The sequence below is a fragment of the Corallococcus sp. AB030 genome (assembly GCF_003668965.1).
Taxonomy (GTDB): Bacteria; Myxococcota; Myxococcia; order Myxococcales; family Myxococcaceae; genus Corallococcus; species Corallococcus exiguus.
This window is the reverse complement of the sequence record NZ_RAWQ01000190.1, coordinates 1-21,938: the sequence shown is the minus strand read 5'-3', so window position 1 is coordinate 21,938 and position 21,938 is coordinate 1. Positions and strand designations below refer to the sequence as shown.

General features: G+C 68.2%; 21 protein-coding genes. 7 read left to right on the top strand and 14 right to left on the bottom strand.

The genetic code is table 11. The features are described from left to right. Nucleotides 1-198 precede the first annotated feature (198 nt). Nucleotides 199-1,152, top strand: coding sequence for a type I pantothenate kinase (gene coaA / locus D7Y15_RS33740; protein ID WP_120580466.1), 954 nt, complete (start codon nt 199-201; stop codon nt 1,150-1,152). A 16-nt stretch (nt 1,153-1,168) separates the two neighbouring features. Then, the gene (locus tag D7Y15_RS33735) at nt 1,169-2,161 is read left to right on the top strand and encodes a cysteine synthase A (RefSeq protein WP_120580464.1); all 993 of its coding nucleotides are present in this window, start codon (nt 1,169-1,171) and stop codon (nt 2,159-2,161) included. Between the two features lie 13 nt (nt 2,162-2,174). Here D7Y15_RS33735 and D7Y15_RS33730 read toward each other — a convergent pair whose 3' ends face one another. Next, nucleotides 2,175-3,443, bottom strand: a complete 1,269-nt coding sequence (locus tag D7Y15_RS33730) for a type I restriction enzyme HsdR N-terminal domain-containing protein (protein ID WP_120580465.1) — start codon at nt 3,441-3,443, stop codon at nt 2,175-2,177. Nucleotides 3,444-3,545: 102 nt separating this feature from the next. Then, nucleotides 3,546-4,544 carry a FadR/GntR family transcriptional regulator gene (locus D7Y15_RS33725; protein WP_233597402.1) on the bottom strand — a complete coding sequence of 333 codons (999 nt, stop codon included), beginning with the start codon at nt 4,542-4,544 and terminating at the stop codon, nt 3,546-3,548. A gap of 470 nt (nt 4,545-5,014) precedes the next feature. Here D7Y15_RS33725 and D7Y15_RS33720 point away from each other — a divergent pair, with 470 nt between their 5' ends. Beyond that, complete coding sequence (locus D7Y15_RS33720) at nt 5,015-5,641, top strand: SgcJ/EcaC family oxidoreductase (RefSeq protein WP_120580462.1); 627 nt, start codon at nt 5,015-5,017, stop codon at nt 5,639-5,641. On the opposite strand, the gene D7Y15_RS33715 is transcribed toward D7Y15_RS33720, so the two are convergent. The 4 genes from D7Y15_RS33715 to D7Y15_RS33700 all read right to left on the bottom strand — a co-directional run bounded on the left by D7Y15_RS33715 (nt 5,604) and on the right by D7Y15_RS33700 (nt 10,424). After that, nucleotides 5,604-6,914, bottom strand: coding sequence for a DUF418 domain-containing protein (locus D7Y15_RS33715; protein WP_121755156.1), 1,311 nt, complete (start codon nt 6,912-6,914; stop codon nt 5,604-5,606). The two genes, D7Y15_RS33720 and D7Y15_RS33715, sit on opposite strands and share 38 nt — an antisense overlap. Before the next feature lie 102 nt (nt 6,915-7,016). After that, on the bottom strand, nt 7,017-8,543 hold the full coding sequence (locus D7Y15_RS33710) for a phosphatase PAP2 family protein (protein WP_121755155.1): 1,527 nt from the start codon (nt 8,541-8,543) through the stop codon (nt 7,017-7,019). Next, on the bottom strand, nt 8,540-9,451 hold the full coding sequence (locus D7Y15_RS33705; RefSeq protein ID WP_121755154.1) for a fatty acid desaturase: 912 nt from the start codon (nt 9,449-9,451) through the stop codon (nt 8,540-8,542). Before D7Y15_RS33705 ends, D7Y15_RS33710 begins: the two co-directional genes overlap by 4 nt. Beyond that, entirely contained in the window at nt 9,438-10,424 is a 987-nt protein-coding gene (locus D7Y15_RS33700) for a Rieske 2Fe-2S domain-containing protein (protein WP_121755153.1), read from the bottom strand. Before D7Y15_RS33700 ends, D7Y15_RS33705 begins: the two co-directional genes overlap by 14 nt. 144 nt (nt 10,425-10,568) lie before the next feature. On the opposite strand from D7Y15_RS33700, the gene D7Y15_RS33695 reads away from it, so the two are divergent. The 3 genes from D7Y15_RS33695 (at nt 10,569) to D7Y15_RS33685 (ending at nt 12,942) form a co-directional block, all read left to right on the top strand. Continuing rightward, the gene (locus tag D7Y15_RS33695) at nt 10,569-11,756 is read left to right on the top strand and encodes a cyclic nucleotide-binding domain-containing protein (RefSeq protein ID WP_120580457.1); all 1,188 of its coding nucleotides are present in this window, start codon (nt 10,569-10,571) and stop codon (nt 11,754-11,756) included. Nucleotides 11,757-11,837: 81 nt separating this feature from the next. Beyond that, the gene (locus D7Y15_RS33690) at nt 11,838-12,431 is read left to right on the top strand and encodes a hypothetical protein (protein ID WP_121755152.1); all 594 of its coding nucleotides are present in this window, start codon (nt 11,838-11,840) and stop codon (nt 12,429-12,431) included. A 193-nt stretch (nt 12,432-12,624) separates the two neighbouring features. Further along, complete coding sequence (locus D7Y15_RS33685) at nt 12,625-12,942, top strand: hypothetical protein (protein WP_126936025.1); 318 nt, start codon at nt 12,625-12,627, stop codon at nt 12,940-12,942. Between the two features lie 3 nt (nt 12,943-12,945). On the opposite strand, the gene D7Y15_RS33680 is transcribed toward D7Y15_RS33685, so the two are convergent. Continuing rightward, nucleotides 12,946-13,863, bottom strand: a complete 918-nt coding sequence (locus D7Y15_RS33680) for a hypothetical protein (RefSeq protein ID WP_148712933.1) — start codon at nt 13,861-13,863, stop codon at nt 12,946-12,948. Between the two features lie 11 nt (nt 13,864-13,874). After that, the gene (locus D7Y15_RS33675; RefSeq protein ID WP_121755149.1) at nt 13,875-14,255 is read right to left on the bottom strand and encodes a hypothetical protein; all 381 of its coding nucleotides are present in this window, start codon (nt 14,253-14,255) and stop codon (nt 13,875-13,877) included. Nucleotides 14,256-14,539: 284 nt separating this feature from the next. Here D7Y15_RS33675 and D7Y15_RS33670 point away from each other — a divergent pair, with 284 nt between their 5' ends. Next, nucleotides 14,540-14,902, top strand: coding sequence for a hypothetical protein (locus D7Y15_RS33670; RefSeq protein WP_126936478.1), 363 nt, complete (start codon nt 14,540-14,542; stop codon nt 14,900-14,902). A gap of 79 nt (nt 14,903-14,981) precedes the next feature. Here D7Y15_RS33670 and D7Y15_RS33665 read toward each other — a convergent pair whose 3' ends face one another. From D7Y15_RS33665 to aspD, 6 genes are all read right to left on the bottom strand, one after another. Then, nucleotides 14,982-17,042, bottom strand: coding sequence for an ATP-binding protein (locus D7Y15_RS33665; RefSeq protein WP_121755148.1), 2,061 nt, complete (start codon nt 17,040-17,042; stop codon nt 14,982-14,984). 19 nt (nt 17,043-17,061) lie between these two features. Beyond that, nucleotides 17,062-18,249, bottom strand: a complete 1,188-nt coding sequence (locus D7Y15_RS33660) for a hypothetical protein (RefSeq protein ID WP_120579952.1) — start codon at nt 18,247-18,249, stop codon at nt 17,062-17,064. A 2-nt stretch (nt 18,250-18,251) separates the two neighbouring features. Next, the gene (locus D7Y15_RS33655) at nt 18,252-18,980 is read right to left on the bottom strand and encodes an ImmA/IrrE family metallo-endopeptidase (RefSeq protein ID WP_121755147.1); all 729 of its coding nucleotides are present in this window, start codon (nt 18,978-18,980) and stop codon (nt 18,252-18,254) included. Further along, entirely contained in the window at nt 18,977-19,369 is a 393-nt protein-coding gene (locus D7Y15_RS33650; RefSeq protein WP_126935719.1) for a hypothetical protein, read from the bottom strand. Before D7Y15_RS33650 ends, D7Y15_RS33655 begins: the two co-directional genes overlap by 4 nt. Beyond that, complete coding sequence (locus D7Y15_RS33645; RefSeq protein WP_158624522.1) at nt 19,356-19,883, bottom strand: RNA polymerase sigma factor; 528 nt, start codon at nt 19,881-19,883, stop codon at nt 19,356-19,358. Before D7Y15_RS33645 ends, D7Y15_RS33650 begins: the two co-directional genes overlap by 14 nt. A 326-nt stretch (nt 19,884-20,209) precedes the next feature. Then, nucleotides 20,210-21,874: an aspartate 4-decarboxylase gene (aspD, locus tag D7Y15_RS33640; protein ID WP_121755157.1), complete on the bottom strand. Its 1,665-nt coding sequence runs from the start codon at nt 21,872-21,874 to the stop codon at nt 20,210-20,212. Nucleotides 21,875-21,938 lie beyond the last annotated feature (64 nt).

Below are 21,938 nucleotides of genomic sequence, written 5' to 3'. Positions count from 1 at the left end.
GGGGCGCAGAAAATGGACACGCGTGGACCTCGGGGGACGGGCTCCAGGAGGGCGGAGTGCCCCCGCGTCCGTCGGGCGCGACCGGGATGCGGACGGGCACGTTGGAGGCGGGAAAGTCTTGCTGTCAAGAATCGCAGGGAAGACCTGTTGTTACCTTCACTTGCCGGATCCGGGGCGGTCTGGTTCATGCTGGGTGGCATGTCCGTGACCAAGCCCCGCGCCGCATCGATGTACGTCGACCTGGACCGCGACGCGTGGCGCGAGCTCCGGGCCTCCACGCCGCTGACGTTGACGGCGGAGGAGGTGGAGAAGCTGCGGGGCCTGGGGGACCGGCTGGACATCCAGGAGGTGGAGGACGTCTACCTGCCGTTGTCGCGACTGCTGCACCTGCAGGTGGCGTCAGCGCAGTCGCTGTGGGCGGCGCAGCAGGCGTTCCTGGGCTATTCGGTGCGCAAGGTGCCGTTCATCATCGCCATCGCGGGCAGCGTGGCGGTGGGCAAGAGCACGACGTCGCGCATCCTCCAGGCGCTGCTGGCGCGCTGGCCGGACCATCCGCGCGTGGCGCTGGTGACGACGGACGGGTTCCTCTATCCGAACCGGGTGCTCGCCGAGCGGGGCGTCATGAACCGCAAGGGCTTTCCGGAGAGCTATGACCGGCGCGCGCTGGTGCGCTTCCTGGCGGAGCTGAAGGCGGGGCGCGAGGAGGTGACGGCGCCGGTGTACTCGCACCTCGTCTACGACATCGTGCCGGAGGAGGCGCAGTCCATCCGGCAGCCGGACATCCTCATCCTGGAGGGGCTCAACGTCCTGCAGACGGGGCCGGTGGAGGGCGGGCGGCTGCCGCAGACGTTCCTGTCGGACTTCTTCGACTTCTCCATCTACGTGGACGCGAGCGAGACGGACATCCGCCACTGGTACGTGGAGCGCTTCCTGCGCCTGTGGGAGACGGCGTTCCGCGACGAGCGGTCCTTCTTCCGGCGCTTCTCTGAATTGACGCGCGACCAGGCGATTGCCCGGGCCGCGTCGGTGTGGGCGGAGATCAACGGGCCCAACCTGGCGGAGAACATCGCGCCCACGCGTTCACGGGCGAGGCTCATCCTGGTGAAGGGCAGCGACCACAAGGTCCGCCGCGTGCGGATGCGCAAGCTGTAGTTCAGGGAGGACGCACATGGCGCCACGAATGGGTTCGCTCTGGGATGCGGTGGGGAACACGCCGCTGTTGCGCATTGGCTCGCTCAGCCGGCAGACGGGCTGTGACATCGTCGCCAAGGCGGAGTTCATGAACCCGGGCGGGAGCATCAAGGACCGGGCCGCGAAGGGGATGATTCAACGCGCGGAAGCGACGGGGCAGCTGAAGCCCGGCGGCACGATTGTCGAAGGCACCGCGGGCAACACAGGCATCGGCCTGGGACTGCTGGGGCGCGAGCGCGGCTACCGCGTGGTGGTGACGATGCCGGACAATCAGGCGCGCGAGAAATACGAGTACCTGGAGGCAATGGGCGTGGAGGTGCGGCGGGTGCCGCCGGTGCCGTTCTCCAACCCCTCGCATTTCTTCCACCAGGCGCGGGTGCTGGCGGAAGCGAACGGCTGGGCGTGGATGAACCAGTTCGAGAACGCGGCGAACGGCGACTTCCACTACGAGACGACGGGGCCGGAGATCTGGGAGCAGGCGGAAGGCAAGGTGGACGTGCTGGTGGCGTCCGTGGGCAGTGGCGGCACGCTGTCCGGCACGAGCCGCTACCTGAAGGAGAAGAACCCGGCCTTGCGAGTGGTGTTGGTGGATCCGCCGGGGTCGGGGCTCTACTGCCAGGTGCGCACGGGGAAGATGGAGACGGCGGGGAGCTCCATCACGGAGGGCATTGGCATCATGCGGCTGACGGAGAACTTCCGGCAGGCGCGCGTGGACGAAGCGATGCGCCTGGAGGACCAGGACATGCTGGAGATGCTCTACCACCTGGCGCGCGAGGACGCGTTGGTGGTGGGCACCTCCGCGGCCCTCAACGTGCGGGCCGCATGGGAGGTGGCGCGCAAGCACCAGGGACAGGGGCTGCGCATCGTCACGTTCCTGTGCGACCACGGCAGCCGCTACGCCTCCAAGGTGTTCAACCCGGAGTTCCTCGCGTCGAAGGCGCTCACGGTGAAGCCGCTGCCGGCGGTGTGAATCAGCGGGGCCGCTACTGGCTGGCGACCACCTTGAGAGTGGGCTCCGCGGGCGCCTCCTCCTTGACGGTGAGGGACAGCTCCAGGCTCCGGGCGACCAGGGCCTTGAGCGCCCACACCTCTGGAATCGTCTGGATGTAGACCCGGCTGATACCGAACGCCGCGGGGGACGCCTCGACCTCGAACCCCGCGGCGAGTGTTTTCGCCTCCTCGACGGGGACCCAGGTGGCGATGCACTTGCGTTTGCCATTGCCGAAGAACCGCACGAACCACTTCGTGGGCTTCTTGAAGGACACGTTGAAGTAGTTCGAGGTGTCCCGGTAGAGGACGTCCTCCGCCGCGTGGCCGTTCTTGGTGCAGATGTCCCGGACGACGCCGAAGAAGGCCAGCTCCTCCTCGGTGGTCTCCACGGCGGCGCGTGTCTTGTCGTCACCCGAGGCCCGGGGTTCCGACTCAAACGGCTTCGCGCTGTCCGCCTTCACCACGTTGGGCCCGTCCTTGGCGGCGGGCGCCTCGGTGCCTTCGTTCAAGCGCTGGATGCGCTCCTTGAGTTTGTCGAGGAAGTCGTCGCCCATGACGCGGAGGAGGGTGGGCTCGATGGCCTCCTTCGCGACCTCCGCGAGGCGTTCCATCACAGCGGTTGTCCGCTTCCCCTTGTAGATGTCCTCGGTGAGCCACTTGAGGAAGCCCTCGTGTTCGCCGGGTGATTTGAGGGCGGCGGACAGCTTGTCGATCATCCCCTGGCGGTAGCGGCTGTTCTCCGCGTCGGTGATGAGCGTCGTGGCGTTGAAGGCTTCGCGGCTGAACTTGGACAGGAACTTCGCGACCTTGGCCCAGTCCGACTTCGTGTCCTCCAGGGAGAACGTGAAGAAGGGCTCCGGGTCCATGACGTTGGGGTTTTCCAGGTCTCCGAAGAACAGGTAGTGGCACCCATCCGTGATGATGCCGAAGTGGAGCTCCGGGAGCTGGGAGAGGTAGCGGGCCAGTTGCTGGGCGCGCGACTTGAGGTCCGTGCCCAGGGGCTTGGTTTCAATGACGATGAGGGGCTTCTGTCCCGTCTGGTCGAAGATGGCGAAGTCCATGCGGTCCGGCAGCTTCTTGCCGTCGCCCTGGACGAAGTCCGCCGCGTATTCGAGGCGAACCTCCCGAGGAAAGCCGGGGTCATAGCCAAGCAGCCGGATGAAGGGGACCACCAGCGCCAGCTTGGCGGTCTCTTCGTTGGAGATGAAGGACTTGGAGTCCTGATAGCGCTTGACCAGCTCCAGCAATTGATTCGCGTCCACGGTATCCCCCTGCAACCCGTCGAGCCCAGGCCGCGCCATCAGTGAGAACAGACTGGCGACGTCCAGAACTACAATCGGTTGGATCCCGCGTGGCCATACCTCTTATGGGTTATCCGGGGGCAAAGGAGGGATTGGAGGGCGTCCATCACGTCTTCCTGGCGAGTTCTCCTCCACGCGGAGTTGTTCCTCGCTCACATCATCCTGCTCAACGGATGGAGTGGGGAGTGCCTCCCGCGTCTCGTCCTGTGCGGCGACTGGAGGAAGGCGATCGACGGCACCGTCCTCGACGCTGGGGTGTGTCTCCAATGCATCGTCCTGGCCGGTCGCTGACAGTGGGGTGTTGAGCAGGTCCTCCTGAGCGCATGGGGCCTCGGGGGACGCAGGTACCTGAGGAACAGGGGCGAAGGCATTCAGCACGCGCTCATCGCGCGCCTTCAGCAGCGCTGGCAGCTCATGCTGAAGTGCCTGCACGTCGCGCTCGTGCAGGATTGCCATCGCGCGGAAGGCCCACTCGCGCAGCGCCTCTCCGCCCATGAGCGGCAGCAGTTGGGCGGCTCCTCCCAGGAATGCCCGCTGCAGGGACTGAACGAGGAGCACGTGCCCGGGACGCGCCGCCACCCGCGCCGCATGCCGCAGCAACTCGAACTCCACCTGCGCGCAGGTTTCCCCTGACTCCCAGCGCGCCGCGTCCTGGAGCTGGTAGCACGTGCTCCCCAGCCGGTCCAAGTCGAGGTCCGAGGCCCTCGCGCAGCAGTCGGCCAGAAGCTCCACCAGCACCTGCCGCTTGAGGCTGAAGTAGCCCTCCAGCAGCCACCGGGCATCCGGGTTGCTCGCGTCATGCAGCGCCAGCCCCAGGTTCTCCAGCGTCAGCGACTCATCCAGCGGCACCGCGCGCGTCTTGCGTCCGGGGCGCTGCACCACCAGTCCCCGCGCCGCCAGCCGCCGCAGCGCCTCACGGATGGTGCCCCGACACACCTCATAGCGGCGCGCCAGCTTCGCTTCGGAGCCGAATTGCCCGCTCGGATGCAGACGCCCCAGCGCGATATCGCGCTCGATTTGCGCCTCCACATAGGCCACGAGTCCTCGCCGTTCCATCCCCATTCCCCTTCCTCGTCCCAGCATCGCCATCCAACCACAGGGGTCTGACATGGACGTGCGGGCCCACCAATCCGTGTCATCGGATGGGCCGCAGTCCGGGACCCGGGCGGCGAAAACCTGTCCGACAGTCGGACAGGTTTTGAGGCAACCGGGCCCGGGCGGACGCCTCTGTCGGTGGTCCACATTGGCGACTGCGCGGGCGCGACTTCGTTCGCCTTCTGGCCTGGTGCGGTCTGGGGCCCATGCCGCGGAGGCCTGTCCGGCTGTCGGACAGGTCTTGAGGCAACCGGCCCTGGGTGGGGACCTCCCTCCGTGGCCCCATCCTGGCTTCCGCGCAGGCACGCCGTCGCGGCCCACCGCCGCGCTTCGTGCGGCACGCGTCATCACGAGGACCATTGAATCGACGGGTTTGTTAACGAACCTCGGGCGACCTGCTTAGGATGCTCGCCGTCCTCTTCCTTCATGGAGCTTCGATGGTGCGCACCCGGCTCGTAGGTCTCCTGGCGTTGCTGTTCGTCGCGGTCCCCGGTGTGTCGGGGGCTCAGGATGCCGTGGCTCCGGCGGCGGTGGCTTCTGGCGATGAAGCGACGCATCAGGCACTGCGCGGCATCAAGCAGGACATGGAGGACGCGCTCAACAAGCAGGACCTGGACCGGTTGCTGTCGCACCTGCACCCGGACGTCGTGTTCTCCACCATGAACAACGATGTTCGCGTGGGGAAGGACGCCATCCGCGCGTACTACGCGGAGATGCTGGGCGGCCCGAACAGCGTCGTGAAGAAGGTCACCGCGAAGTTCGACGTGGATGCGCTCACTCGCCTTTATGGCAACTCGGGCGTCGCGTATGGCTCCTCGCTGGACCACTACATCCTGAACGACGGCACGGACCTCGTCGTCAATGGACGGTGGACCTGCACCCTGGTGAAGGAGGGCGACCAGTGGCTCATCGCCGCGTTCCACTACTCCACCAACGTGTTCGACAACCCCCTGCTCACGAAGGTGAAGAACGCCGCCATGGGCTTCGGTGCACTGGTCGCGGTCGCCGCGCTTGGGGCGGGGTTCTTCATCGGACGCCGGGGACGCCGGCCGGCGACGGTTTGAGCGCGAGCCGCATGGGCTGGCGCTGGCCGTAGGTGAGCGAGCGCCACAGCCACTCGGCCGGACCGAAGCGGAAGCGCGACAGCCAGGCGTGGCTGAGTGGAATCTGGATCGCGAACACCAGCAGGGTCAGCGCCACGCAATGTGACGGCGGCAGCTTTCCGATGAGCCCCAACCCCCAGCCGTCATACAGCCAGAGGCTCACGACCGTCTGAATCAGATAGTTGCTGAGCGCCATGCGCCCCACCGGGGCCAGGATGCTCAGCCATCTGCGCCAGCGCTCCGTCTGGAAGAGCAGGGCGAAGGCGGCCACGTAGGCCGCGGCGAGGCCCAGGTAGCCCATCTCCTGGATCGCGGACAGGGTGAACATCCAGTGGGCTTTCGACGGGTCCAACAACCCCGCGAGCCGCAGGTGCTGGACCACCACTCCCGCGCCATTTCCCAGCACGCCCAGCACCAGCCCCCAGCCCAGCATCTTCCGGTGCCAGGCGCGGTGGCGCTCCACGTCCTGGAGCAACAGGAGTCGGCCCGCGAGCAGCCCCAGCAGGAACCGGCCCAGGATGAAGATCATCCACAGCAGCCGCTTCAGCGTGGGCAGCATGTACTGGAGGAAGTGCGCGTTCGCTGCCTGCGTCGTCCAGAGCGAGTCGCTCTTGAGTCCGAGCAGCAGTTGCTCCCGCGTCTGGGCCTCCATGGCTTCCGTGGCCTTCGCGGCGTCGGCCGCCGCCTGAGCTCCGTGCAGCAGGATGGGTCCGAAGTGCAGGAGCGCCGGCACCAGTAACGGCACCACCACCACCGACAGGCCCACCCACGCCAGCAGCGTCCGGTCCGAACGGTTCCGGAAGAGGAGCAACGCGAAGCCCAGCAGGGCGTAGGTGGACAGCACGTCTCCCGCCCAGAGCGCCGTGAGATGCACCACCCCGATGCCCAGCAGCACCAACAGCCGCCGTGAGTACACCGGGACGACGGAGGCTCCGCGTGACTCGGCCCGTGTCAGCTGGATGGAGAACCCGAGCCCGAAGAGGAAGGCGAACAGCGTGACGAACTTCTGGTTCACGAAGAAGTGGTAGAGCGCCGTGACGGCCGCCTCGAAGGGTGGTGCCGCCAGTGCCTGGGTCTGCTCTCGCGGCATCAGGACCCGGCCGCTGAACCAGGCGAAGCTGTTCGACACGAAGACGCCCCACAACGCGAAGCCGCGCAGCACGTCCAGGAGCGGCAGCCGCTCGGAGGCATCCACCGGACGGGCGCTGGAAATGGAAGGGGAGGAGTCGGACATGCGTCCAGCAGATGCCTCCGCCTGCTTCGCGTCAACGCATGCACCGCGTCGTGCTCAGTGGCCTCGCTCCACGCGGATGGAGGCCGACCGCGCGTGAAGGACTCAGGAGATTTCGAGCACCGGCGCCTGGCGCAGGAAGGGCATGCGACGCGGCAGCTTCCGGGCCCAGAATCCTTCCACCGACCTGTGGAAGAGGCGCAGCAGTGCGACGCCTTGCCTGCCTTCCAGTTGGGCCAGTTCCTTCGCGGAGCGGTCGAGCAGCGCGCGGGCTCGCTGGTACTCATCGCGCACCCAGGCCCGTCCGGCTTCCGTCCTGAGCAGTGATTCGAAGTCCTGGGGATCATGTCCCTGGGCGCGGACCTCCGTGGCGACGTCCGCGGGCACGTTGAAGAGTCCCTGAACCAGGTCTTCTTTCAGGTCGCGCATCACCGAGCACCATCCCAACGCCGCGAGTAGGGAAGGGGCGTCATCTGCTCGCACCTGCGCGTCCGCGACGTGCAGCATCAGGCTCACGGACAGCCGGAAGGTGTTTCCGAGTTGGGTCCGGAGCGTCGCCGCGTCCCACCAGTGCCCATCGCGCACCCGCTCCCGGTCCTGGCGCATCGTGCGGACCAGTTCGAGCACCTGCTCGCGGGCCGCCGGGTCGGTCAGCTCCGTGAGCAGTACCCGGCCCAGTGACACCGCGGTGTCGTGGAACTCCGTGGGGGGGCCTGGCGCTCCGGTCTCCAGCGTGCGCAGGAGCGCGTCGATGGCGTCCAGCGGTTCGCCTCCGACGGGACGGTCTCCATCCAGCACGTCATCCACCAGTTGGAGGAAGCAGAACCCCGCCCGTGCGCGTCGCGCCTTGCGCCAGCGTCCCAGCGACTGCTGATACAGCGCGAGCGCGATGAGCCCGTAACGCGGATGCCTGCGCGCGAAGCGGTACATCTCCCTCGCGCAGAGGGCTTCCACCCGCACGGCTTCGAGGAATGCTTCCTGCCGGACCCGGGGCGCCACGACACGCCAAGTGCCCCAGGCGAGCAATGCTCCCGCGAGCACGTCCACCAGATGGTGCTCGTGGATGAGCAGCGTGGACGCCGCGATGGCCAGGGCCCACAGCGCGAACACGGTGCTCGCCACCGGTCCTGAACGCTCGCGGTAGGCCAGGGCCGCCGTGCAGGCGAAGGCGGCGTGGAGCGAGGGCAGGTAGTTGCGCTCCAGGTTCATCGTGTCCGCGGCCTGGAAGATGGATGCCCAGACTCCGGTGACGGCGCGCGGCGGCCACGCGACCTCCACTGGCAGGATGAGGAAGCAGAGTGCTCCCAGCACCGTCTCCGCGCACAACGCCATCGCGAAGGGGAGCATCTGTCTCCACGTCCGGAAGATGAACAGGGACAGGAGCAACAGCACGTCCATGCTGACGTAGACGGCGGCCCAGCCAGGCATGAACGGGATGTGCTGCTCGACGGGCAGGTCCACGCGCAGACCGCCGGAATAGAAGCCTGTCACCCAGCTCGCGCCGCCGTACATCGCGAGGAAGAACAGCGCGAAACCGCACGTCATCGCGCCCGTGCGCTTCAGTTCATCCCACGCTGGCCAGCCGAAGAGTGGACCCTCCGTGTGCGCTTCCTTCTCCGCGGACGCGCTCATTTCGACTGCTCCGGGAACGGCCGGGGCCCGCGCCACATGGACAGCCAGATGCCCAGGAAGGATGGCCGGGGCACCCTCTCGTCCACGTAGCGGCCCAGGTAGAGCCAGGGCACCTGCGGGTACCGGTGGTGCGCCCGGTGGTAGTGGTAGTTGAGGAACACCCAACGCACTGGCGCCGCGACCTTCAGGTCCCATGCGCCTTCACGCACGTCCAGCGGCGACCACGCGTGGTCCGCGTACTGGAGCGAGCTCCAGTTCACCGCGAACGCCGCGTAGCAAAGGGCCCACCCCACGAGCGTCAGGTCCAACGCGTACGCCAGCCCTGCCTGGACGGCCACCATCCCCAGCACCTCCGCTCGGATGGCTGTCCCCGGTGCATCCTCCAGCCGCCCCAGGTACGCGTCCGCGCCCGTCTGTTCCCCGTAGCGCGTGCCTGGCCCTCGCAGCCTTTGCAGCAGGCCTGGCGCGAGCGCGAACACCAGCGCTCCCAGCGGTACGAACAGCCAGTAGATGCCGGTCAGGATGACGTACCACTGCGCATACTTGAGGAAGCGGTGGTCGCCCGGGTGCAGGTAGTCGAACTGCTCGCGCGCGGAGCGGTTGTGCCGGTGATGCGTGAGGTGGAACGCGCGCTGCAACGTGAACGACGTGGGGAAGAACGTCGCCGCCAGCCGGCCCAGCATGTCGTTGAACCGCCGCGAGGGATGCAGCACTCCGTGCGTCGCTTCATGCAACAGCGAGAACACCGTGTTGTTCACGTAGGAGAACACCCCGGCTGCCACCAGCCGCACCCAGAGGGCCTCCGCGTGCGACGCCGTCCACAGGCACAGCGCCCCCGCGCCCATCGCCGTGACGAGCAGCACCGCGTTGAGCGCGGAGGGGATCGGCGGAGCGTCATCGGCGCGCATCGTCCCCGTCCTCGGGCAGGCCCACGGCGAAGTCGAGCAACTGGCGCATCACCGGGTCCGCCGTCGCCGTCGCGACGTTGAAGCGCATGCCGTCCAGCACGGACAAGTCGCGCCGCAAGAACGACGTGTAGAGCCACCGCGACACCCCGAGCACCATCGCCGCCGCGCCCGGAATCCGCCCCCGCCTCGCCGCGACGGCGAGCCGCACCGACGTCCCCTCCGCCACCGGCGTCAGGCTCGCGAGCAGCAGCCCCCTCGCCCGGCCCAGGTCGCTCCTCACCGAGATCAACGTCCCGCCGTGCAGCGTGAGCTCCACCCGGATGCGGTTGCCCGACAGCGCCTTCATCAGCCGGTCACTCGCGCCCGTGCCGATGACGCGCGACGTGTAGCGCAGCCGCAGGGTGTACCGGTCCGGCGTCTCCCAGGTCGGCGTGTCCCACAGCTCCCGGTGGTGCACCGTGCGCAGGTGGTCCAGGTCGAAAGAGTTCGCCGCGAGCGGCAGCCACGGACAGCCCACCGTCACCGGAGGTCCTACGTTCCAGACGTGCTCCCCACCTCCCAGGTCGGGTGGGGGAAACAGCGCCTCCGGGCCGTTGAACACAAGCACCCCGCCGAAGCGCTCCTCCACCGGCCACGGCCGGGGCCCCGGCAGGGCGGACACGTCGCTTCGGCCGGGTACGGCTCGGCAGTGGCCCAATCCGTCGAAGTTCCAATGATGCAGTGGGCAGCGCAGCAGCTCGCCCTGGACGGTGCCGTGCTTCAGGTGCGCTCCCAGGTGGGGACAGTGCGCGGACAGGGCGTGGACCCGGCCCTGCTGGCTCCGGAACACCACCACCTCCTGGCCACCCACCTGAACGCCCATCGCGTGGCCGGGCCGCAGGGCCGCGGATGGAGCCACCAGGTACCAGGAGCGCGGGCGCGAGGGCCCGGGGAGATGGTCCGGAGCCACCCCGGCCAGGACGGGAACAACCATGCCCGGACCCTACCGGACCCGGTGTCTCCAGGGCCACGGGGGGCCGGTCGAGGCTGGCTTTACGCCCGGGTTCCTGGTTTGTCAGGCGCTGGCGGAACCGGGCGCGCCGCCCCAACGGTGCGGGCCTGGGAAGGGACGTGTGACATGGCAGGCGATACTGCGGGCAGCAGTCGGGGCGGTTCGTTGCGGGGCAGCACGCTCCAGGTGGTGCAGTCCCTGGCGGCGCAAGGCGAGCCGGAGCGCGCGGCACAGCTCTACGAGGAGCTGGGCGCGGCGCAGCGCGAGCGGCTTCGCAAGGAGGCCGCGCAGGGGTCGGTGAAGGAGCGCCACTGGCTGGTGGACGTGCTGCGGCGGGCGCGGGACTTCACGGGCGCGGCGCGGCTCCTGGACGGCAGCGGCGACGACGTGTCCGTGGCGGACCTGTACGCCCAGGGCGGTCAGCACGTGGCGGCCGCGGAGGCGTACCTGCGCGCGGGTGAGGTGGAGCGCGCCGCGGCGGCCTTCGAGCGGGGTGGGGCGCTGGAGCGCGCGCTGGAGGTCTACCGGGGCCTGGGCGCCCGCGAGTCCATGGCGCACTGCCTGGTCCGCCTGGGCCGCCCCTTCGAGGCCGCGGACCTCTACCAGGAGCTGGGACAGGCCCACGCGGAGGCCGAGGCCCTGGGGGGTGTGCTCGCGGAGGATCCTCGCTACGTCGAAGCCGTGCTGCGCACGTGCAAGGTGCTGGATGCCGGCGGCTTCACGCACCGGGCGCTCGCGGTGCTGGCGGACGCGTTGAGCAGCTCCGATCACCTGCGCGCGGATCCCGTGCTGGTGACGGAGAAGGCGCGGCTCCTGCGGCGCATGGGCCTGGACGTGGAGGCGGAGGCGCTCCTCGCGCGGCTGGCCGCGGGCGCGACCGTGCCGGAGGCCAGCGGCTACCGCTTCCTCAAGGCCATTCCCATCTTCGGCGAGCTGCCGTTGGAGGACATGAAGGACCTGTACCGCCTGGCGCGGCCCGTGACGACCACGCCGGGCACGGTGCTGCTGGAGAAAGGCGCTCCCGGCACGGGCCTGCTCGTGCTGCTGGAGGGCACCGTGGACGTCTACTCCGGCAATGAGCCCAACGCGCGGCACCTCAACACGCTGGGGCCGGGCTCTTTCCTGGGGGAGATTTCACTCGTGCAGGACGGCCCCGTGTCCGCGAACGTGCGCGCGAAGACGGCCGTGCGCGCGCTGCGCATCACCCGCGAGAGCTTCCAGCACTTCCTGGCCACGCACGACGCGGCCTCGCTGCACATCTACCGGCTCTTCACGCAGAACCTCGCGGCGCGCGTGCGGGCGCTGAGCGGCTGATCGCGCCGTGCCCCCAGCGGGCCGTGCTTGCTACGGTCCCGCACCATGGGTGATTCGACAAGGCCTGAGAGCGCACGCAACGTGCGCGTGTCCGCGGAGTCCTGGAAGCAGTGCGCGGCGCTCCAGGGGAGGAATGTCTTCCTCGACGCGGTCCTCCTGAAGGGGCCCACGAAGGCGGGCGAGCTCCAACTGGAGCTGCCGGAGTCGACACGGTTGCTCGGCTACGAGCGGTCGGAGAAGGAGTACCTCGCGTTCCTCCGCACGGTGGAGCCCTTCCTTCCGCGCACGCCCGCATCCGGGTACCGCTCGTGGGGGGAGGCCCTCTTCGAGTCAGAGGCCCAGGCTCGCTGGCACGTCACGTTCGTCTTCGGCACGAAGCCCCAGGTGCGCGTACGTCGCGCGGCCTGGCTGGACGTGAGCCTCAAGGACGCGAAGCCCCTGGCGGCGCCGAAGAAGCCCGCGGGCGGCAAGGGCGAGGTGCTCTACGCGCACGAGGATGGCCGGTTCCAGGGGGTTCGGGGCGCTCGCAACGTGCTCAACGTCCGCAAGGGCGACCTGGGGACTCAAGGGCGCACGTCCTCCAAGCGCTTCGCGCATGAGTGGCAGTCGAAGGCCGCCGCGGACCGGCTGATGAAGAAGCTGCGCGAGGACGGCTTTACCCGGCGCAAGTCCTGAAGGGGGTGCGCGGCCGCTATTCGATGCGGTCCTCGCTGTGCTCGATGCGCAGCGCGGGAAGCACGGCGAGTTGGATGCGAGCACTCCAGCCCCGCCCGTGAGGAAGCAGGCGAGCGCGACAAGGGGGCCTTTCACCGGACCCCGGTCCATCCCCATCCTCCTGGACAACCCCCCTGTCCGGAAGGATGCCCCGATGGCTTCAATCGACGCACTGAGGCAACACGCTCGCGCGAACTGGCGCACGTGGTTGGCGTGGGTGGCCACGCCCGTCGCCGCGCTGCCGCTCCTGGGGGTGGGCGGCCTTCGCCGGGTGGGCCTCGTGGACGAGCTGGCCGCGGGGGCCGTGGGGCTGGGCCTGCTGTCGCTGACGCTCATCGGCCTGGGGCAGCTCCCTCGGGGGCCTGTCCGCCCGGCGGGTGGGAAGGCGTGGAAGCGGACGCCGAAGGACTTCCCCATCTCCGGCGAGATGGTGCCGGAGGAGTTCGCCGCGTCGATGGCGTCCGGCCACTGACGCTCAGGGACGGCGCTCGATGCCGATGGCGATGGAGGGGCCGGTGAGGGCCTCGCCGGTGCCGTCGGAGAGCGACACGATGCCCAGGCTGGCGGAGAGCACGGTGGTGCCGGCGCCGCCGGTGCCCTTGAGGAAGCTGCGCACGCCCAGCTCGCCGAAGTTCCATCCGCTGGCCGAGCCTCCGCCCGCACCGAAGAGGGAGAGGCTGGGCGTGAGGGGCACCTGGACCTCGCCGCGTCCGGAGCCGAAGCGGAACTGGTTGTCGCGCGAGAGGATGGCGGAGTTCCACGCGATGTGGAACCCGTCGAGCGCTCCCAGCCGCAGCACCTGCTGGAAGGACACTCCCGCGTTGGAGTCGCAGAAGGTCCTGGGGTTGATGGGCTCGTAGGTGTTGGGGTCGTAGTCGAACTGGGTGATGCACGCCTTCTGTCCGAACAGCGCGCCCGCGCCGATGCCGACCTCCAGGAAGTCGGTGGAGTAGGCCGCGGCCACGTACGCGGAGCCCGGCGAGTGGCGCAGGCCGGTGCCCAGGCCGAAACCGACGGGATCCAACTGCGCGCTCAACACCAGGGGCAGGTCCCCGGGCCGCCACGCGATGAACGCATCCAGGAGCAGGCCGCCCGCGCGAGCGGACTTCCCCTCGCGCGTCTTCGCGTCCAGCGCGAGGAAGGGCCGGGCATGGAAGCCGTAGCGCAGCCGAGGCACACCGGGCTCGGGGAAGAAGAGGCGCGCGGTGGCGGGGGCGTCGGTGACGACGGCGGTGTCGCCCACGCGCACGTTCTCACCGCGGCCCAGGCGGGCGATGGCGGAGTCCTCGCGCGATTCAATGACCTTCAGCACCACCTCGCGGGAGTCCTGCGTGCGCACGCGGACGCGGGTGCCTTCGCCCAGGCCGGCCAGGGCACCCCCGGAGAGCGTCACGTCGCCATCCTTCACGGCGGTGCCTGCGTGACGACGGTGAGGTCGCGCGCCGCGCCCAGCGCGGAGGCCAGCGAATCCGGCTGGGGCTGTTCCGGCGTGGCGAGCGAGAACGCATGGGCCTCCTCGCGCTGCTCGATGGCGAGGAGCGACTGGCCCACGACGACGAGCCGCACGAAGCGCCGGCCCTCTTCGATGCGCCGCACGAGCTGAGGCGCGGCGCCGTCGAGCTTGAGCACGGCGATGCCGCCACGGCCGAGCGCGACGTAGGTCACTCCCTGATGGACGACGGAGTCGAGCACAGGGCCCAGGCCCAGCGTCTCCGCGGCACTTGAAGCCGGGGACACGGGAGCCTGGGCAACGATGACGGAGGCGAGGAGCGCGGAGCCGAGCATGAGGCTGGCTCTATATCGCTCCTGCCTCCTGCGATTCCTGGACTTTGAGTGACGTGAGCATTGCGCGAGAGGGGGCAAGGATTGACGGACTCAGGGTGTGGCCGCGCCATGACTGCCGGGCAACCAACAAATCCTCCCTCACCAGGGCTGTCGTTCGTTCGGTTTCAATCCCATTCCACCCGCGGACAAAGTTGAAAGGCTCCACCAAGCTGAAGGAGTGGCCATACCTGTGGGCGCAACATCTGAAGCAACCCCCAACGCGGTACACGAACTGGAGGCCTGAAATGGCCCGTGTCTTTGCTCGCGGTGCGTTGTTGGCAGTGACGATGTTCCTGGTCAGCGCTTGTGGAGGCCCGGTGGAGTCCCCTGAAACTCCCAGCGGCAACACGCCGTCGCCGGCGCAGGTGGCGGAGGAGATGGCGGGGTACAACTGGCAGGACCAGGAGGAGAACTCCTCTGGAACGGTGACCGCGCAGTACTGCGCGCTCGAGTATGTCCAGCCCTGTATCGCGGACGTCGCGATATGTGCGGTCCGTTGTTGCGATGACTCGCTCTTCAAGTCCGCGCAGGTCTGCGGCAACTGCGGCACGTGGGCCGCGGGCGCCTGCGCCAACCACGGCACTCGCAAGCGCATCCGCTGGGAGTAGCAGACGCCAACGTCTGGGTGATGCTGGAGGCGTCGTCCCCGCCGTGTGGGCGAGGACGACGCCTTTGGCTGTCATTGGCTCAGTCGACGAGCAGCCGCTTCACGGGCGCGGGGTCCACGGCCACCATCAGGGGCCGGGTGAAGTTGCTGAAGGACACCAGCGCCTGACCTGGCGCGAGCCGGGAGACGCGGTTCCACAGGCTTTCGTCGATGCTGCCCACCGACTTCTGCATCCGGTTGATGACCGCACCGTCGGTGATCTTGTGGATGATGAAGTTGTTGAGCAGGGCCAGCACCTCGTCGGGCAGGTGCTGGGGCAGTTGCGTGACGAAGACGAGCCCCAGCCACCGCTTGCGGCCCCGCTTGGCGATGCGCGCCACCTGTTCGAACAACACGGGCATCTGCTTGATGCGATTGGCGGACAGGAACTCGTGGGCCTCCTCGATGATGATGAGCACGGGCGTGACGGGGGCGTCCCGTTCGGCGGCTTCCTGGTAGCGCTTCTCCTGGTGCTCCTGGAGCCCCCGGAGGATGTCCGCGATGACCAGGTTGTTCAGCTGCGGCGAGTCCGTGTTCGACAGGTCGATGACCGACACCCGCCCGGCCTGGAGCATGGAGTCGTAGTTCACGCCCGCGGTGTTCTCGACGTCGAAGACCTTCAGTCGCTTCAGCAGCTGAAGCTTGTTGCCCAGGGTCTTCCAGCTCGACTCATGGGTGCTCCTCTGCGCCATGACCCGCGCCCTCACCAGCTTGACGTTGGCTTTGAACTCGCTGAGGAGCGTGAGGCCCCGTGGGACGTTGGGGAGCTCCTCGGAGTCGCCGTCCTCGCCATCCGAGTCGTCCTCCTCTGTCCGTCTGCGCCGCCCGGCAGCCGCCCGCGGCTCCGTCCTGCCCTCGCTGCTCAGGCTGTACGTGTACGCATTCACCACGTCCAGGATGTGGTCGATGGTCATCCGTGGATAGCCGGTGTCCTGCTCGTCCAGCTCCAGGACCTGCTGCCTCTCGGCCTCGTTCCGAGGGAAGAGCTTGAAGTCCTCCAGGAGCAGCTTCGTGACATCGAAGGCGCGCAGGAAGCGCTCATGCTGCGCGTCCGACATGCTCAGGATCTCCGAGATGGCATAGGGCGACAGGCTGGAGAACTTCAGCGAGAAGCCATGCCGGTGCGGATGCCGGGGGTTGCGGCTGTCCCGGCCCGTGAGGTGATGGATGTGCAGGTCCTTCACCCCTTCTGGCTTCTGCTTCCGCTGCTTGAGCAGCTCCCGCATCGCTTCGTGGTCGGTGGGTTTGTCCACGTGGGTGTATTCACCCTCCACGTCGAAGACGATGGTCGCGATGCCGGAGAGCTGCGCCCGGTGGATGAGCGTCGCGACGGTCGTGGACTTGCCGCCACCCGTGGTGCCGATGATGCCCGTGTGACGGGGGAGGATGGCCTTGTCCCGGGGATTCAGCCGCGCCTCCATGTTGTCATACCCCACGACCCGGCCCAGGCTCAGCGCACCGCCCACGCCCAGCACCTTCGCACTCTCCTCCTCGCTCAACACGAAGACGGGGCTCTGGGGCCGGGGCCGGAAGCGGGGCGGTTGCAGTACCCCGCCGACCTCCTGTCCCAACAGCTCCACCTCGGCGCGGCCGTGGTACTCGAAGGTGTACGTCAGCTTCTTGCCGTGCGTGATGACCCCCACGGCCATGGTGGAGTTCGCGGGGACGGCGTTGGGCTCCGCGAACGGTCCCCGGACCACGACCCCCAGGTAGTCACGCTTGTCCTCGCGCGACTTCACCCGCACGAGCGTCTGGGAGGCCAGCTTGGGCAGGTCGTCACGGGTCATCAACACCGTCAGGACGTTGTCGTCGCTGCTCGACGTGTCGAAGTGCGTGAAGCCCACCGCGTTCGCCAGCTCGGGGTCGGGGAGGGACAACCCAGCGCGGTTGCTGATGTCGGCCAGTTCGTTGAGCGTGCGGGGCGGCGTCTGGCTGATGAGCGGCCTTCGTGGACCCTGCGGCGGCGCGGGCCTGCCGTCCGCGGAGGCGGGAGCGGCGGCGGGCTTGGCGGGGTTGCCGGCCTGCCGGGGCGGAGGGGGCTGCGAAGCGCCGTTGGGCGCCGCGGTGCCTGCTGGATGTGGTGTCTTGCCGTTGTTCGACATGGTGTGTGTCTTTCCCCCGTTACCGACGTGATTCGCGCTCGAGCAGATACTGGAGGTGCGCTCCCGCCTGCGCGTAGGCGTCCTGCACCAGGCCTTCGAAACCGTCCTCGCCGAAGACGCTGCGGCACGTGAGCTCCGCGACGTCCAGGAGGAGGGGATAGCTCTTCTCCAGACGCAGGACGCTGTCCGCCATGGCCACGCGGGCGGCCATGTGGACGTGCTCACGGTGCGCGTAGAAGAGGCGCGGGGCCGTGCGGCCGGAGACCCGGAAGACGCCCAGGAGCACGTCCTTGCCGTAGGTCTGCACGAACTTCTGGGCCAGCGGCAGGCGGGGGTCGGTGGCCCTCCACGCGTGGAGCAGTTGTTCGCTCTGCCGCTCCAGGGTCTCGAAGATGATGTATTCGCCTGCGTCGAGCGCCAGTCCCAGCGTCAGCAGCCCCCGCTCCATCTGCGCGTTGGAGACGAACACGAACTTCTGTTGGTCCCGGACGAGGCGCTCCAGCACGTCCAGCGAGGCCTTCAACAGGCTGAGGTGCCCCGAGCCGGTCAGCAGCTCATGCGCGAAGGGATTGCCCTGCCCGATGCGCCACTCCGCCGTCACCTTGTCCACCAGGACGGCCCGCTCGGCGTAGGTGCGGATGCCCCGATGGGCCAGACGGGAGAGGATCTCCCGGTGGCTGACGGTCTTCGAGTTGTGACGGTTCGCGATGTAGTCGATGGCCTCCCTGAGCGGATTGGTGTCCTTCGCCGTCAGGTCCTTCCGGAACAGGCGCTGGGAGAAGGTCCCCGCGCTGCCCTGATAGCCCACGGCCGCGACACCAATCTGGGTGATGCCCAAAGGCAGACTTTCATGGGACACCGATGTGCCGAGCACGGCGACGACGTTGCCGGGAAACAGCAGGCCTTCGTGGATGGTGGCCAGCTCCTTCCCATAGGCCCGGAACACGCCCGACTCTGGAGGGGCGCGGTTGCGTCCCGCGAGCCGTGGCAGCAGCTCCGTGCGGATGACCTGCCGCATGCGGTCTTCCTTCTGGACCGAGGTGGAGACCTCCCGCTGGAACCGGGTCATGATCTCCGTCGGATCCACGCCCGGACTCCACGTCTCCAGGTTCAACGTCTGCGCCAGGTCCTCGCCAAAGGTGGACCGGAACTCCTGGTCACCCAGGAGGTTGGACTCGTCGTCGTCAGGGGGAGTCTCGTCAGCCATTGTCACCTTTCGTCATCACCGAAGAAGTCGACTACGGAGAACTCCGGACGCCGACGGCGCTTGCGCAGCATCCGGGCGTAGGTGCGCGCGGCGGCCGTCGGTAGACCGAACACGGTCTCCAGGCGCCGGGGGCCTTCCGTCACGGTCACTTCGTTCAACTCCGCGCGGGCCGCTGTCATGGGCGCGAGGAGCTCCAGGGCCAGGTGGTCCGCCCGTTCTTCCGCCAGCAGCACGGCCCCCGAGTCCACGTCTCCCGCTTCGCCGCGGTTCATCAGGTGCACCTGGAGGCCCAGGGGCACGTCGCTGAACCGCGAGTCCATGTACTCGTTGAGCCGGGGCTCCCGTTCGCCGTCGAGCACGGGCAGGATGCCCTCGCCGAAGAAGTCCAGGGCCCGCGTCCTGGGCAGGAGGTGGTCGAGCACGTAGTGCGCCACCTCGTGGGCCAGGGTGAAGCGTTGCTCCGCCTCGGAGTCGTCGCTGTCGAAGAACAGCGCGGCGGCGCCCGCCCTCGCCACCATGCAGCCGTAGAGCCGGCGGTCGGCGCCCCTCAGCTCGGCCGGCAGACCGCGCTGGACGAGCCACTGCCGCACGCCCTCCACCGTCAGGCCCGGCATCCCCACCAGGTCGAGCGGATGGCGCAGCGGGGCCTCCGCCGCGATGTCGCGGGGAAACCCCGGCGGGAAGGAGAGACTGCTCGCCGCCACGGCCTCCACCAGCCATTGCTCGGTCAAGGCTCGAACTCGTCGTCGAAGGGCTCGTCCTCGTCGCGGTCCCGGGCAGCCAACTGCAGCGGGGCCCGCTCGGCTTCCGCCGTGTCCCGCATCGGCCTGCTCAGGGACCGCACGGTCTGGACGCGCCGGAGCACCAGGACGAGCTTCTGGACGTCGACCTCGAAGCGGGCCGCGATGGCGCGGGTCTGCTCCTCGAAGGCCGGGCCCTTCTCCGGCGTCATGCAGAGCGACAGCCACTGGAACACTTCGGGCGTGCACCCCAGCCGCTGGACCAGCGAGTCCTCTGAAAGCTTCTCCAACTCACGGTAGGCATCGAAGGCGTGGCCGAGCATTCCCGCCTCGCTCGTGCTGCGCTCCGCCGCTCGCTTCAACCAATCAGGATTCGTCATCGTGTTCCTCCTCGAAGAGGCGCTTCAGCGCCTTCATGAGGCGGTCCTGGGTGCGCTTCACCTCTCGCCGGAGCTCGAGCTGGGGCAGGTGCATCAATCCCAGCACTTCCGCCAGCCGGTCCGTGGACCGCTCCCCGGCGAACATGAGCCGGAGACAGGCCCGGTCTCTCTCTGAAAAGCCAGCCTGGTTGATCGTCTCCAGAATCAGATGCACCTCCACGCGGGTCTCCATCTCCTTGTTCGGAGCCCCGGCCCAAAGTGCGACAGCACCCCCGAAATCCCTGTTCCGGCGCGTCCTGGAGGTGGAGGCGCGGAAGCGATCCTGGGCCTTTCGCAGGGCAATTCGGCTCAGGTAGGTGCCCAGGTTGCTCTTGTCCGGGTCGTACCGCTGGGGCCTCTGAAGGTACGCGTACACCGCGTCGATGGCGGAGTCGTGCGCGTCGTCATCGTTGCAGCCCGGATTCCCTTTCAACGCCCGGACCATGGGATCCATGAACGTCAGGAAGACGTCCACGGACGCCGTCCTGTCCCCGTTCAAGATCCGTTCGTGAAGGTCACGTCCTTGCGATGGACTGCTCATCCCCCACACCTCACTGACATGCGCACGCCCGCTTTCAGGTTGGCTACGGTCCGTACGGACTTTCGCTACAGGCCTGTAGAGTTCGACGACTGAGCGTCTCCGTCCGAGCCGACAGGTTGGCGAGGTCGAGGATCCGTGTCTCTACCTCGGAGGTGGTACTGCCTTTGGGGACAGGGTCTCGCGTGATCCCCCGGGATCGAAAAAGACCCTGGCCTCCGTGCAAGGAGACCAGGGTCCGTTTCATCCCATTGAGACGTGTTTCAGTGCAGGTCTGGAGGCGGTTCCCCGCGGGCCTTCTTCCACGCATCAATGGCGCGGAGCACTTCATCCCGGAGATCCCGGCCAATCCGTGGATACGCGTCGTCCTCCAGGTTCGCCAATGACACACGGGCCGACCAGGGAGGTCCGTCGAAGCCGCTGCCGTTGAGCAGCACCACGCCGTAGCGCCGGGCCAGCGTGAAGACGAGCTCCAGCGGGTCGTGGTGGTCCTCGATGAAACGGACGAAGTCCTCGCCAATGTGCTCGCGACACCAGGCTTCCAGATCCAGCGTCTGGTAGTAGGCCGTGCGCAGCGGATCCTCGTGCAGCGGAATGCCCATGCCTTCGAAGAGGGCCTGGAGCCGGTCCTGGCAGATGCGCTGGCAGTACTTCTTGTAGACACCGTCCTTGTCCAACAACGCGAACAGCGAGAACAACGTCATCTGAAGCTGCTGCGGCAGTGACAGGCCCGCCGTGTGGTTCAACGCCACGGCGCGGCTGTCCGCCACCATCCGGTCGATGAACTTCAGCCGCCCCGGGTGCGACGTGATGGCGCCATACCGCGCTTCCAGCAGCGCACGCTGGGACGAGGGCTGTTTCGCCAGCGCCTCGTCCAGGATGTTGTCTTCGTGGAGCGCCACCGCGCCCAACCTCCAGCCCGTGCAGCCGAAGTGCTTGGAGTACGAGTACACCAGCAGCGTGTTGCGCGGCAGGTCCGCGGCCAGCGAACGGAAGCCGTTGACGAACGTGCCGTAGACATCATCCGTGATGATCAACAGGTCCGGCCGGCGCTTGCGCACCAGCTCCACCAGCTTGTGGACGGACTCCTTCCGCATGGCCACCGCGCCCGGGTTGGACGGGTTGACGACGAAGAACGCCTTGATGCGCGGGTCCTCCAGCTTGCGCAGCTCCGCGTCCGGGTACTGCCAGGTCTGGCGGCCGTCCTTCGAGGTGGCGCTCTGAAGGATGTCCACCGTGCGCAGGCTGAACTCCTCCAGGCGCGGAATCTCCAGGTAGGGTGCGAAGGTGGGCGCGCCCAGCGCGATGGTGTCTCCCTTGCGCAGCAGGCCGTTCACCATCAGGGAGTGGAAGAGGTAGGTCATCGCGGCCGTTCCGCCCTCCACCGCGAACAGGTCGAAGCGACCGGAAGGCGGGCGTCCCGCGAACAGCTCCTGCGTCAGGTACTCCTGCACGATGCGCTCGGCGTGCGTGAGCATCCGGTCTGGCACCGGATAGTTGTCTCCGATGGCCGCGTCCGTGAGCTCCCAGACGAACCGGTCCGGGTTGAAGCCCAGCGTCTGTTCCCCGTACGTCAGCGCGCCGCGCAGCAGCTGCACGGCGGGCTCGTCATCGCTCGCCTCCAGGAACTCATGCAGGCGTCTGGCGATGCCCGGGGACCGGGGCATGCCCGCAAGCCCCACCTCGGGGACGTCCCAGGCCCTCCGGCTCTCCGTGAGCGCGAACTGGCCCAGGAGGAAGAACGCCTCGCGCGGCGTGGTGGCAATCCAGTTGGGATTGCCCCGGCCGGCGTTGAGCATCACCGCCTCGCGGGTCTTCACGGCCTCGTCCGCGACCTGGAGGAGCTCGTCCTTCAGCTCGAAGGGGCTGAGCTTGTGGAGCTTGCGTTCGGAAGGGGCTCCCGGGGCCTCGGGCGTCTGCTCGGTCATGGTGTCCTCCTCCATCGTCTGTCCAAAGGGAGCCACTCCCGGGGACGTGGACCATGCGCCACGG

Bases quoted from the DNA above. Each gene is read 5' to 3' on its own strand.
- coaA (WP_120580466.1), top strand. From the start codon at position 199: ATGTCCGTGACCAAGCCCCGCGCCGCATCGATGTACGTCGACCTGGAC.
- D7Y15_RS33735 (WP_120580464.1), top strand. From the start codon at position 1,169: ATGGCGCCACGAATGGGTTCGCTCTGGGATGCGGTGGGGAACACGCCG.
- D7Y15_RS33725 (WP_233597402.1), bottom strand. From the start codon at position 4,544: ATGGGGATGGAACGGCGAGGACTCGTGGCCTATGTGGAGGCGCAAATC.
- D7Y15_RS33720 (WP_120580462.1), top strand. From the start codon at position 5,015: ATGGTGCGCACCCGGCTCGTAGGTCTCCTGGCGTTGCTGTTCGTCGCG.
- D7Y15_RS33715 (WP_121755156.1), bottom strand. From the start codon at position 6,914: ATGTCCGACTCCTCCCCTTCCATTTCCAGCGCCCGTCCGGTGGATGCC.
- D7Y15_RS33710 (WP_121755155.1), bottom strand. From the start codon at position 8,543: ATGAGCGCGTCCGCGGAGAAGGAAGCGCACACGGAGGGTCCACTCTTC.
- D7Y15_RS33705 (WP_121755154.1), bottom strand. From the start codon at position 9,451: ATGCGCGCCGATGACGCTCCGCCGATCCCCTCCGCGCTCAACGCGGTG.
- D7Y15_RS33700 (WP_121755153.1), bottom strand. From the start codon at position 10,424: ATGGTTGTTCCCGTCCTGGCCGGGGTGGCTCCGGACCATCTCCCCGGG.
- D7Y15_RS33695 (WP_120580457.1), top strand. From the start codon at position 10,569: ATGGCAGGCGATACTGCGGGCAGCAGTCGGGGCGGTTCGTTGCGGGGC.
- D7Y15_RS33685 (WP_126936025.1), top strand. From the start codon at position 12,625: ATGGCTTCAATCGACGCACTGAGGCAACACGCTCGCGCGAACTGGCGC.
- D7Y15_RS33675 (WP_121755149.1), bottom strand. From the start codon at position 14,255: ATGCTCGGCTCCGCGCTCCTCGCCTCCGTCATCGTTGCCCAGGCTCCC.
- D7Y15_RS33670 (WP_126936478.1), top strand. From the start codon at position 14,540: ATGGCCCGTGTCTTTGCTCGCGGTGCGTTGTTGGCAGTGACGATGTTC.
- D7Y15_RS33665 (WP_121755148.1), bottom strand. From the start codon at position 17,042: ATGTCGAACAACGGCAAGACACCACATCCAGCAGGCACCGCGGCGCCC.
- D7Y15_RS33660 (WP_120579952.1), bottom strand. From the start codon at position 18,249: ATGGCTGACGAGACTCCCCCTGACGACGACGAGTCCAACCTCCTGGGT.
- D7Y15_RS33650 (WP_126935719.1), bottom strand. From the start codon at position 19,369: ATGACGAATCCTGATTGGTTGAAGCGAGCGGCGGAGCGCAGCACGAGC.
- aspD (WP_121755157.1), bottom strand. From the start codon at position 21,874: ATGACCGAGCAGACGCCCGAGGCCCCGGGAGCCCCTTCCGAACGCAAG.